Origin of the sequence: Altererythrobacter sp. Root672, assembly GCF_001427865.1 — a bacterium.
Lineage (GTDB): Bacteria > Pseudomonadota > Alphaproteobacteria > Sphingomonadales > Sphingomonadaceae > Croceibacterium_A.
In genome coordinates, this window is the sequence record NZ_LMHH01000002.1 from 196,069 (window position 1) to 208,704 (window position 12,636).

Genomic DNA, 12,636 nt, shown 5'->3' on the forward strand with positions numbered 1-12,636 from the left:
GCGTCGGCCGGTTGGCGACTCACCCGAGTATGAACGGCCCGCCAGACGCTGAAAAGGCGGTAACGGGACGCTCGCCCACGCTTGCCTCCCCGTCCGGCTTGGCGCAAAGCACTTGAAAATCTGGAAGTCGCGTTCCGACAGAGGGGTCAGGGAATGCTGCCGTTTTTCTCCCGTGCATCGATTGCCGTGTTGTGGAGTGCCGCCGCGCTCGCCCTGCCCGTGCCCACGCTGGCGGCGACACCTCTCGAGAGCGAGAGCTTCCAGGTCGGCACCGAGGGCGCCTTGTGCGAAGCGCAGGGTGTTATGCTCGGTGCGGCGCGGAATTCGGTGTTCGACCGCAAGTGGGCCCTGATCTGCAGCGACGTCGACCGGCCGGTGGGTTCCGCTTTCAGCTGGCGTGCCGGAGGCGACGCGTCGGCCTGGGTCGGGCGCGGGCGTGATGCACCCATCGAATGCGGCGAGGCGACCTCCGCCTCCGATATCGCCGCCGGTGCCGTGGTCCGCCGCTGCCGAGAGCAGGGCAGCAACCTCGAATGGAACAGCTACGCCGTGCGGTCCGGCGACCGCGTGCTGGTGGTCGAGGGCGTCGCGGCCTTCGACAGCGCGCTGCGCCTGGCCATGGCCAACCTCGTCCAGAACCGCGTCGTGCCCGGCACGCTCGATATCGTGACCACGGGCGGCTCCCGCTCGCTGGCTCAGGCGCGAGCGGGAGTTGGCGGCCACGACCTGCTGATCGGCCAGGGCTATCGCCGCAACAACGCTGGCGAATATACCGAAGCCGAAGAGTTCTTCCGCCCCGGCCTGCTCGATGACACGAGCCAGGAAGGCGCCGCCACTATCGCTACGCAGCGCCATGAGACCATGGTCAACCGCGCGCTCCAGCTGTCCAACCTCGGCCGCTTCGACGAGGCGACACGGCTGTTCGGGGAAGCCCGCGCCATGGGCCTGCGCGATCCGATCCAGCCGCGCCTGTTGCGCAATTTCGAGGCAATCGACGCGCTCAATCGCGGCGATCTCGACGCCGTTGCGCCGATCCTTTCCCGCCCGGTGCCGGACGTGGCTCAACCGGTTGCGGCGGAAGGCGGCGCTGTCCTGATCGATCCGCCGCTGTCCGCCGGATTGAATTCGGGCCTTGCTGCCAGCCTGACGGACTCGGTGCAGCAGGCCAGTCGTCTGACCCTGGCCGAGCGCGCCGCGATCATCGACGCGCAGGCCCGCCAGATCGGCGGCACGGCCCTGCGCCTGCGTGGAGACAGCGACGCGGCGCTCGCCGAACTGACGGCAGCGCGCGACGCCATCCTGCGGGTCAAGGAAGGCCGGGTGCTCAGCACGGCACGGCTCCAGGCGCAGATCCTGGCCGAGATGTCCCAGGTCCACGAGGCTGCGGGTCGCTATGCTGAGGCCGAAGGGCTGCTGCGCGAGGCCGTGGCGCTCACCGAACTTCGCTATCCTGAATCGGCCTCGGTCAATGCGACCAAGGCGCGGCTCGCGGCCTATCTCGCTCGACGCGGCGAGCGGCCGCAGTCGCTGGCGCTCTATCGCGAAGTCGTCGGCGACGTGACAGGCAAGCGCGCCGCGCTGGTCGGGCTTGAGAACCAGATCCGGCCCTACATGCGTATGCTGGTGGAAGACCTGCAGACGCAGCCGGCGCTGGTCTCCGACTTGTTCCTCGCTTCGCAACTGGTCGAGCGGCCCGGTGCGGCCCAGACCCTGGCGCAGCTTTCACGGCAGTTGTCGGCGGGGACCGGCGAGGCCTCGGACCTGTTCCGCCGCGCCAATACCGTCGATCGCGAGCTGACCCGCGTGAACCTCTCGATCGCCCAGGCCCGCTCGCCCGACGATGTTGGAGAAGCGGCGGCCCTTCTGCCCGAGCTCGAGGATCGGCGGACCCGGCTCGAACAGGCCCAGCTCGAGTTGATCGAGGCGTTGGGCGCCTATCCCGAATACCGCTCGATCTCGCACAACTACGTCGCGGCCGACGACCTCGTCGCCCTGCTCAAGCCGGACGAGGCCTATCTCAAGCTGGTGCGCCTCGGCGATGAGATGTTCGCGGTCTACCTTTCGCCCACCCGCTCGACCGGTTGGCGCGTCGATGCGAGCGCGAGCCAGGTGGCGGGGCTGGTCCAGAAGCTGCGGGATTCGATCGCGCTGAGCATCAACGGCGTGACCGCCACTTACCCGTTCGACGTCGACAGCTCGCGCCAGCTCTACCAGGCAGTATTCGGGCCGGTCGCCGGCGACCTCGGCCGCGTCAAGCACCTGGTCTTCGAGCCCGATGGCGCCTTGCTGCAGTTGCCGATCAACCTGCTCGTGGCCGATCAACCCGGCGTCGACGCCTACCACGCGCGAGTTGCCTCCGGGGGTGACGAGTTCGACTTCCGCGGGGTGAACTGGCTCGGCCGCGACAAGGCCATCAGCACCGCGCTGTCGCCGGCGGGCTTCCGCGATGCCCGACGCGCGCCTTCGTCTAGGGCGGCGAAGGCCTATCTCGGGCTCGGCCAAAACGAGCCGCTTGGGCCAGTGACGCAGGCAGCCCTGACACGCGGCCTCCCCCAGTTTACCGACCCCGGCTGCGCCCTGCCGGTGGCCTCCTGGAACCGCCCGATCCCCTCGGACGAGTTGATCGCGGCGAGCGAGGTCTTCGGTGCCGGACAATCGACCCTGCTCACTCGCGCCGCCTTCAGCGACACCGCGATTGAGGGGCGTACCGATCTCAATGGGTTCCGCATCCTTCACTTCGCGACCCACGCCGTGGTGACGCCGCCGCGCGAGGGCTGCCCGGCGCAACCGGCGCTGGTCACCTCGTTCGGCGACCAGGGCTCCGACGGACTGCTGCAGTTCGGCGAGGTGTTCGACCTCAACCTCGATGCCGACCTCGTCATCCTCTCGGCCTGCGATACCGCCGCTACCGCTGGCCTCGAAGCCACTCGCGAAGCCGGCCTGGAAAGCGGCGGCGGGCAGGCGCTCGACGGTCTGGTTCGCGCCTTTATCGGTGCCGGCGGCAGGCAGGTCATCGCCAGCCACTGGCCCGCGCCCGAGCAATACGACGCGACCGGACGACTGTTCGCCAGCTTCTTCCGCGCGCCCGCCGGGACCAGCCAGGGAGACGCCCTGCTGGCGGCCCAGCACCAGCTGATGGACGATCCGGCGACCTCGCACCCGTTCTACTGGTCCGGCTTCGCCCTGATCGGCGACGGCGCCCGGCCGCTGTTCTCCGGGTCCTGAGGAGGGCTCGGGGGGACACATGGCGGGGGGCCGGTCTTCGAACTTCCTGACACGCGGATGGCGCAACATCCGCGAGGCTGGAACGCGGCGCCTGGTGCTGACGGCGCTGCTGCTGATCGTGGCGCTGCTGCTGGCGCGGTTCAGCTGGTACTTGCCGGTAACCGACCAGGCCGAGAACCGGCTCTACGACTTGCGCAGCTTCGTGCTCGCCGCGCAAGTCGACCAGGACGATCGCATCGCGCTCGTCGTCTACGACGATCAGACGCTGATCAATGCCCGCAAGCGATCGCCGCTCGACCGCGGGTTGTTGGCCGACGCGCTGCGCAACCTCGACGGGATGGGCGCCAAGGCCATCGGCATCGACATCCTGTTCGACCAGCCGCAGGACGAGGATGACGAGTTGATCGCGACGTTGCGGGCGATGAAGACCCCGGTGTCGGTCGCCTTTGCCGAAACCTCGGTCAACCAAGGCGACATCAAGTACGAGCAGCAGCAATACCTCGAGCAGTTCCTGGCGCGGCTGGAGGGGAGCAAGGCGCATCCTGCGAGCATTGCGCTGAGCAATGCGGACGGGGCCACGCGCGTCTGGCCCAAGCTCGTGCCGCAACTTCCGCCGACCCTGGGCCGCGCCATGCTCGCGGCCGCAGGGGAGAGTTCCAAGGCCTTTCCCGGCTACGAAGGCTCGATCCGCTATCGGCGCGCCGCCAGTGACGAGGTCCCGGTCTACAGCCCGCTGCAGATCGACAGCTTGGTCAACCCGGACGTGCTCCCCTACCTCCAGCCCGCCATCGAGGGACGCTACGTCCTGATCGGCGGGGACATCGTCGACTACGACCGCGTGGCGACCTCGCTCACCGCCGCGACCGGCGAAACGCCGCCCGGGATGCAGGTTCACGCGGAGATGATCGCGCAGATGCTCGATGGCGCCAGGCTTTCGCAGCCTGCACCGGTCGTCCTGTGGCTCCTTGGGCTGGCCGTGGTCCTGACGGCCGCGCTCACCGGCCTCGTCGAGCTGCGCAACCTCCGGATCTACCCCCTGCTGGCGATCCAGTTTGCGGCGCTGCTGGGCGTACCGTTCCTGCTTCAGTGGCGCGGGGTCGATACTTATGGCCTGCCCGCCGCCGGGTGGCTGCTCGGCTGGATCCTCGCCTTCAGCGCGGTGACCTCGGCCGCTCGCGCCTCGAGCGCGGTGCAGCGACGGTTCGCTCAGGGCGCGCTGGGCAAGTACCTCCCGCGCGAGATGGCGGAGGAAATCCTCGAACACCCTGAACGGCTGTCGCTCCACGGCGAGAAGAAGGAGATCTACGTCCTCTTCAGCGACCTCGAAGGCTTCACCAAAATGAGCCACGCGCTGCAGCCGGAAATGGTCGCCAAGCTACTCAACCGCTACCTCGACATGCTGAGCGACGTCGTGCTCGAACACGGCGGGGTGATCGACAAGTTCGTGGGGGACGCGGTGGTCGCGTTCTGGGGCGCGCCGATCGCCAAGCCGGACGACGGCGCCCGCGCGGCCAAGGCGGGTTACGCCGTGTGGCAGGCTGGCGAGGAATTCCGCAAGAGCATCGACCCCAGCCTCCCGCCAGTCGGCAAGACCCGCGTGGGCCTCCATTTCGGCGAGGCGGTGATCGGCAACTTCGGCGGCAAGAGCCGCATCCAGTACACCGCACTCGGCGACAGCATGAACACGGCGTCGCGGTTGGAGGCGGCCAACAAGGCGCTCTATTCCAGCGTCATGGCGAGCCGCGAGTTCGCCGACCGCTCGGGCCTAGACTGGTGGCGGCCAATGGGCCGGGTAGTGCTGCGCGGGCGGATGAAGCCGGTCGACCTGTTCGAGCCCGCGCCCGACTTCCCGCAGGAGGATCGCGCGGCGCTCTATCAGGCGATGATCCTGGTGGAGAAGGACAAGCCGGCGGCGCTCGAAGTCCTGCGCGGGGTCGCTGAGAGGCACCCCGACGACGCCGCCCTCGCCAATCTCGTCGAACGCACCGAACGCCTGTCGAACAACTACGCGTTCATCCTCGGATGAGCGCACAACTACCGGAATTTCACTGACAACTCCGGGCGAATTTTGGTAGGAAGGTCTCGGTCGATGAAAGGGGAACGTGGGGTGAAGCAAGCGAAGACGAAACGGTTGATCCCGTTCGCGCTGGCGGCGGCCGCCTGTGTGCTCGTGCCTGCGATTGCCTCGGCGGGCGTGGTTGTAGCGTCGAGCGGACCATCGGCCTCCAGCTTCCCCGTCGGCAAGAAGATCGGCGACAGCGAGAAGATCGTCCTGCGCGCCGGCGATGCGCTTACCGTGCTCGACGGCAAGGGCACCCGCGTCCTGCGCGGGGCGGGGACGTTCTCGCTCGACCAGCAGGCCGGACCGAACAAGAGCGGCACTTTCGCGGTCCTGACCGAGCGCCGTTCGGCGCAACGGATGCGCACCGGGGCGGTTCGCGGCGACGAAGTGACCGGACAGGTCCAGCCGCCGAACCTGTGGTACGTGGACCTCGCCAAGCCCGGCAAGGTGTGTCTGGCCGAGACTGACCGCGTGCGCATCTGGCGCAACACCACCGATGGCGAAGCGAGCTACACCCTCAGCCCCGCAGGTGGCGGCAAGTCCGAGACCATTAACTTCGGCGACGGGGACATGCTGACGCCGTGGGACACCGCGGGCCTGCCGGTCACCGCCGGCCAGGTCTATCGCATCGCGGATGCGCGCGGGAATGCTGTCGGCGAACTTAGCTTTGCAATCCTCAATCCGGTGGCCGAAGAGCCCGAAGCGCTCGCCCAGCAACTGATCGAGAATGGCTGCACCAGGCAGCTTGAGCTGCTCTCTTCGGCAACGATGGTGACCGAAGGATAGCATAAGGCGCCGCACAGGCGCCGAAGCCGGTAACGGCTCGAAGGCGAAGCGGGCGAGGGAAGCCGGCTTTCGACCAGGCCGTACCGAATGGGGGTTTCATGGGGTTTTTCGCGAGTAAGCGCCTGCTGATCGGATTGGCGATATGCGTCGCCGTTCCGGGATCGGCGCTGGCGCAGCAGGGCGCGGTGCCCAATCCGCCGACCAGCACCGACCTCAACGTCGCGCGGGACGAAGCTAGCCGGCAACGGCCGAGCACGCTGTCGGTCGAAGGCGACATTGAGCGCGGCCCCTGCCCTCTGGCCGACGCTTCGTTCGCCAACACTCGGGTCACGTTCTCGACCGTCGAGTTCTCCGGCCTGCCCGGCGTCCCGGCCTCGGTGCTCGACGCCTCGTGGAACGATCTCGCGGGCCGCGAGCTGCCGATCGCGGCCTTGTGCGAAGTACGCGACCGCGCCGCGACGATCCTGCGCGGCCTCGGCTACCTCGCCGCGGTCCAGATCCCGCCGCAGCGGATCGATGCCAAAGGCACGGTGCGCATGGACGTGCTCGCGGCCAAGTTGGTCGAAGTGCAGCTAAGGGGCGAACCCGGCCCCAGCGGCAAGCTGATCGCCGCGCACCTCGCCCGCCTGACCGAGCGGGAGTGGTTCAACACCCGCGAAGCCGAGCGGCAATTGCTGCTGATGGAGGACATGCCCGGCTACAACGTGCGCCTCGTCCTGCGCTCTGCGGGTGGCAAGCCGGGCGAAGTCGTAGGCGACGTGCTGATCGAGCGGCGTCCGTTCGAACTCGTGGCGGGCATTCAGAACCTGGGCTCGATCGCCACCGGGCGCGAGGCGGGATTCGTGGCCCTGACCGCTAACGACCTCATTGGCCTCGGCGATCGAACCATCGTCAGCTTCTACAACACCTTCGACTGGGACGAGCAGCGGATCATCAACGTCTCGCACGACCTGGCGCTCAATGCCGACGGGCTTCGGCTGGGCGTTGGCGTGCTGTTCGGCCGGACGGAACCCGACCTCGGCGGCGCTCCGTTCACGACCGACAGTTTCACTGCCGAAGCTTACCTCAGCTACCCCTTCATCCGCCACCAGTCGCAATCGCTGTTCGGCACTGCCGGGTTCGAGGTGGTCGACCAGGAGGTCAACTTCGGCGACATCCTGCTGAGCAAGGACCAGCTCAGGGTCGCCTATGCCCGGCTCGATCACCAGATGGTCGACCGGGACAGCATCACCGGAAGAAACGGCTTCAGCGGGCTCGAACCGCGCTGGCGCACCGCCGCCTCGCTCGAACTGCGCCAGGGGATCGACGGGCTTGGGGCGAGCGACAGCTGCGTTCCGCTCTCCAACTGCCTGCCGCCGAACGTGCCGATCAGCAACTTCGCCGCCGACCCCAGCTCCTTCGTCGCGCGGCTCGACGGCCAGCTCGAGTTCCGCCCAGCACATCGCTTCACCATCGCCGTCGCTCCGCGAGCGCAGATTTCGGACGGGCCGCTGCTCTCCTACGAACAGGCGAGCTTGGGCAACTACACCATCGGCCGCGGTCTCGAACCCGGCGTCGCGCTCGGCGACAGCGCGCTCGGGGCCTCGTTCGAACTGCGTTACGGCAGCATCTACCCGAGGCAATCGAACGGCTTCGCGATCGAACCCTTCGTGTTCCTCGACTGGGCCAAGGCCTGGATCGACGACTCCATCGCCGGGTCCGATCCGCAGGACGTGACGACCGCCGGATTCGGCGCTCGCGGGCGCTGGGGCAGCATGGCCGACTTCAGTGTGCTGCTCGCGTTCCCACTCGCCCCCGCCGGCTACCAGACCGAGACGAGTGACCCGCGCCTGCTGTTCACCCTGACCACCCGCCTGCTTCCGTGGGGAGACCGCTGATGCTGCCACTTGCAAGATCCGGACTGCTTGCCGGTTGCGCACTCGGGGCCTTGCTGGTCGGGCTGCCGCAGGCCGCCGGGGCTCAGTCGTTCCAGGGCAGCCATAGCGTCGTGACCGGCTCGGCCGGGGTCGTGCATGGCTCGGGAACTACTGAGATCACCGTCGGCTCAGCTCAAACGGTCATCAACTGGACCGCCGAAGACTTCCTAGGCAATGGCAATGTCGACTTCCAGCCTGCGGGGACCACTGCCACCTTCAGGACGGACGGCCTGGCCGATTTCACCGTCCTCAACCGCATTCTCCCGGTCAACGGCAATGGCGCCCCGATCGCAAGCACGGTCAGCTTCAACGGCACGGTCGAGAGCTTGGTGAGTCCGGTCGGCACGCCGAACGTGGTCGGCGGGCAGATCTGGTTCTACAGCCCCACCGGGATCATCGTCGGGCCAACTGCGACCTTCAACGTCGGCAGCCTGATCCTGACCACCAACGACATCCAGTACGTGGCGGACGACCTGTCCAACAACGTAACCGGCTACATCTATGGCCCGGGCGGCCTGGTTGAGTTCCGCGGCCCAGCAGACTCTGCCGGGTTCGTCGAGATCCAGAACGGCGCGGAAATCAACGCGCTCGGCAACCCAAACGGATCGAGCGCCTACGTCGCGCTAGTCGCCCCGCGCGTGGTGCAATCGGGTACGGTCTCGGCGGACGGCAACATTGCCTACATCGCGGCCGAGCAGGTCGACATGACCATCAACGCCGGGCTGGTCGATTTTACCCTCACGGTTGGCACGACCGACGCGAACGGCGTGGTCCACGACGGCACGACCACTGGGCCGGAATCTGCCGGCGTCACCGATCCCCAGCGCATCTCGATGGTGGCGCTGCCGAAGAACGACGCGCTGACCATGCTGCTCTCGGGTTCGATTGGCTACTCACCCGCAGCTAATGCCTTCAACGACGGTAGCTCGGTCGTGCTCGCCGCCGGCTTCGCCGACGACCACCCGACCGCGCTCCCCGCCAATCGCCTGGGCAGCATCGACATCGGCCCCGCCACTTTCACCAATGCCGTGACCGGCTACGCCACCGACAGCATCGAGATCGCTCCGCCCTCCGGCACGACAAGCTTCCAGGCCGACGCCAATCTCCAGGCCGCCCGATCGATCGCCCTTACCGCCGGGGATCTCCAGGAGATCAGGGCCGACGGCAATCTCTATCTCTCCGCCGGCGAGGCCGGGACGGGCGGCACTATCACGCTCCTGGCGACCACGTCCGGTGGCTCGCAAGCCGGCCTGATCGACGTCGCGGGCACCTTGAGCGCATACGCCTCAAGCGATGGCATCCTCTCGGGAGCGACGTCCCCGCTCAATGGCCAGGGAGGTTCGGTCGACATCACCGCCAACGGCGGCCGCATAGAAGCAACGACCCTGTTCGGCACGGCCGACGGCTACGGCAGCTTCGACATCACTGCCGGCGGTAACGGCACGGGCGGCACGGTCAGTGTCAGGGTGCTGGGCGGAGGCGCGATCGCAGCCGACTTCGTCAGCCTCAGCGCCGACGGCAGTGGTGGCGGTTCCGACAACGACGGCGGCAACGGCATCGGCGGCCTTGTCTCGGTCGTCGACGAAGGCGGGACAGTTGGCTTCCGCGACCTCTACATCACCGCTCGCGCCAACGGCGCCTATGCCCTCAACGGCGGCGACGCGACCGGCGGGCGAGCCACTGTCCAGATAACCTCGCAGGCCCAGGCCTGGGACTACCTGTCGATCAACACCAGCGGTACCGCCGGAAACCAGGCCTTTTTCGACACCGGGTTCACCGGCAATGTCCTCGACGGCGGCGAGGCGAGCCTGGAGATCAGCGGCACCGGGCAGCTCGATCTCACCAGCGACCTCTTCATGACCGCCAATAGCTACATGGGGCTCGAAGGTCCGGCGGTCTTTTCCGGCCAGGCCGGCGACGTAAGCGTGTCGGTCACCGGTGGAGCGAGCCTGGTGGTCGCGGGCTCTCTCGACCTCCAGGCCAGCGCGCTGTTCTTCGAAGAGAACCTCGATCCCGACCCGGCCACGGCCCCGAGCCAGCACGGCGGAACCGTCTCGCTCACGGCTGACGGTGGCAGCGTCACCGCCAGCTACCTTTACGCCAAGGCCGAGGCCATTGGCATGGGCGTGGCGAGCTCAGCCGGGTCCGCAACTGGCGGAACGGTCACAGTATCCGCGCTCGGCGGTGGTTCGATCCTGCTCGATGACGACACCAACTCCTCCTTCGCGTGGATTTCGGCCGACGCTTTCGGAGCGCTAGGCCCGGCCGCGGCGGATGCTATCGGCGGTACCGCGCAGATCGTCCTGGAGGACGGATCTTTCACGGTCCTCGGCGACATCGTCCTCTCGGCCAACGCCCGCATGGTCGACGTCTTCTATGACGTCATACCGCCCGGCAACGGCTTCGATGCGACCGGCGGCACGGCCTCGGTCCAGCTGCTGCAGGGCTCGCTCGGAACCGCAAGCCTGAGAGCCACTTCGCTGTCGGTTCAGGCGCTCGGCGACGGACGTCTGGTCATGAACGGAGGAACGACGCTGCCAGGTGGAGAGCCGTTTCAGGGCGACGGCGGTGACGGCACCGGCGGCGCGGCAGGCCTGACGCAGGCGGCGGGGCAACTGGTGGTCGGTTCGCTGACGCTCGATGCGAGCGGGCTCGGCGGTGGGTCCGACCTCGGCGACGGTGGCATCGGGACCGGTGGCACGGCGGAGGTCGGGATTGCCGACAGTTCGTTCTCGCTGGGCTCGGTCTCGGTCCTTGCGATGGGCAACGGTGGCTATGGCCAAGTGGCCGGCGAGGCCAGCGGCGGCCAGGCCCGGTTCGCGGTCGTCGATTCCGCCGCGGGCCCGAGCGGGACGCGCGACCTTACCGACCTCACTCTCGACGTCAGCGCGGTCGGCGGCGCGGGCAATGGCGGCACGACTGCGCTCTCGAACGCCGGTCTGGCGGAGTTCGTGTTCGACGTGCTCGATCCGGGTTCGGCGGTCACCTTGCCGGGCTCGCTTGGCGTCTATGCGAGGGCGGTGAACTTCACGCCGACGTCGGGCATCCGAGGCGTGATCGGCGGGGCCGCGTTCGACCTCGGTGGCGATTTGCATCTGTCGACTGCAGGCCCGATCGCCATCACCGCGGATCAGCCGCTCAACGTCGGCGGGGCCGCGTTCATAAGCGGCAGCAGCTTCACCTCGAGCGGGGTTATCTCAGCCACGGTCTCGATGGACATCGCGGGCACGCTCGGGATCGATGCGGAGGAACTACGCTCCGGAGGCGTGACCACGCTCTCCGCAACCGGGGGAACGCTTGCAGTGGGAGAACTTCTCTCGGCGGGCCAGGTCAACGCCCTGGGTCAATCGGTCGACATCGCCTCCACTACAGGCCTTCAGTTCGGCGCCATCGACGCGACCGCCGGCAACGCGACGATCCGCGTGGGCGGGACCCTGTCGATCGACGACATCGTCGCCTCGGGCACGATCCTGATCGACGCTGACGGAACCTTCAACCTGGCGGGCAGCGCGGTCGGGCAAGTCGTCAGCGTGACCTCCGACGACATCGTCCTTGCCGGAAGCGGCGCGTACATCGGCGAGCGCGGCCTCACCGACACCATCGAACTGATCAACCGCGATCCGTCACGCACCACGTTCATCGGCGGAGCGACCGACAACACCGGCTACAGCCTCAACCAGGCGGAACTGGCGGTGCTGTTTGCCGACAACCTGATCTCGCTCGGCGTCGGCCCCGGCGCGACTGCCGGCCAGGGCCTCATCGCAGTGCGCGATTTGGCCATGACCTTTGGGCCTGCAGGCAATCTGGGCAATGGCGGGACGCTGGAGATTTCGACCCCGACCGAAGTCATGGTGACTGGCAACGTGGCCCTCACCACCAGCAGTGCCGGCGATACCTTCCTGATCGATCCGACTTTCATCGGCATCGACACCTCGACCGGCTCGATCGCGATGCTGAACGCCAACGGCACGCCGATGGGACGCCTGACGCTGGTTGGCGATACGGTAGCCGTGGCGACAACTGCCGTGCTCAGCCAGCTGCGGACGGCAACCAGCATGGGTGCGATCAACGCGCTGCTCGACCCGCCGGGTGGAGTGGCCCAGCCCCTGCGGACAGGAACGCTGACCGCTTCGGTCACCAGCGGGTTCTATGTCCAGAATACGGGGACTTCGACCGACTACGACGACCGGCGCGGCATCACCGCGAACGTGATCGACATCTCGACGTCGGCACCGACCACGCGGATCGCGATCAACGGGCAAATCCTTTCGTCCAACGGGCCGGTGGGCGGCCTCGACGTCATCCCGCTGGTCACAATCAACGACGTGCCGGCAGCGGCGGGCGGTCAGTTCGATCCGGGCTCGACCATCAACGGCTGCGTGATCGGTACGGCTTGCGGGTTCGTGCCGCCCCAGCCGCCGCGGGCTCCGGAACCCCCGCCGAGCGAGGAGCTCAATCCCGTCGATCCGGTCGGCCCTGACAATTCATCGATCGTTGCGCCGCTGATCGAATTGGCCGAAACCCGGCCCCTGATCGAGCCGCCGCTGGTCGACGAGCCGATCACCGGGGTCGGCAACGACGACTTGTGGGAACCGCCCTGCGAAGCGCAGGACGGTGATGGGGTCTGCAGAGGGGGCAACGAGTAAG

General features: G+C 67.7%; 5 protein-coding genes. All 5 read left to right on the forward strand.

All coding sequences use genetic code 11. The annotated features are described in order from the left end of the window. Positions 1 to 153: 153 nt before the first annotated feature. A complete protein-coding gene (locus ASD76_RS12190) occupies positions 154 to 3,225 on the forward strand; it encodes a CHAT domain-containing protein (protein ID WP_235506706.1) in 3,072 nt (1,023 codons plus the stop codon). A 19-nt stretch (positions 3,226 to 3,244) separates the two neighbouring features. Beyond that, entirely contained in the window at positions 3,245 to 5,251 is a 2,007-nt protein-coding gene (locus ASD76_RS12195; RefSeq protein WP_055923332.1) for an adenylate/guanylate cyclase domain-containing protein, read from the forward strand. 81 nt (positions 5,252 to 5,332) lie between these two features. Further along, a complete protein-coding gene (locus ASD76_RS12200) occupies positions 5,333 to 6,073 on the forward strand; it encodes a hypothetical protein (protein WP_156457707.1) in 741 nt (246 codons plus the stop codon). 98 nt (positions 6,074 to 6,171) lie between these two features. Further along, a complete protein-coding gene (locus ASD76_RS12205; protein ID WP_235506708.1) occupies positions 6,172 to 7,950 on the forward strand; it encodes a ShlB/FhaC/HecB family hemolysin secretion/activation protein in 1,779 nt (592 codons plus the stop codon). Next, on the forward strand, positions 7,950 to 12,635 hold the full coding sequence (locus ASD76_RS12210) for a beta strand repeat-containing protein (protein ID WP_156457708.1): 4,686 nt from the start codon (positions 7,950 to 7,952) through the stop codon (positions 12,633 to 12,635). The genes ASD76_RS12205 and ASD76_RS12210 overlap by 1 nt, the downstream gene beginning before the upstream one ends. Position 12,636: the final 1 nt, after the last annotated feature.

Excerpts from the sequence above, each read along its gene's own strand:
- ASD76_RS12205 (WP_235506708.1), top strand. The coding sequence starts at position 6,172 with ATGGGGTTTTTCGCGAGTAAGCGCCTGCTGATCGGATTGGCGATATGC.
- ASD76_RS12210 (WP_156457708.1), top strand. The coding sequence starts at position 7,950 with ATGCTGCCACTTGCAAGATCCGGACTGCTTGCCGGTTGCGCACTCGGG.
- ASD76_RS12195 (WP_055923332.1), top strand. The coding sequence starts at position 3,245 with ATGGCGGGGGGCCGGTCTTCGAACTTCCTGACACGCGGATGGCGCAAC.
- ASD76_RS12190 (WP_235506706.1), top strand. The coding sequence starts at position 154 with ATGCTGCCGTTTTTCTCCCGTGCATCGATTGCCGTGTTGTGGAGTGCC.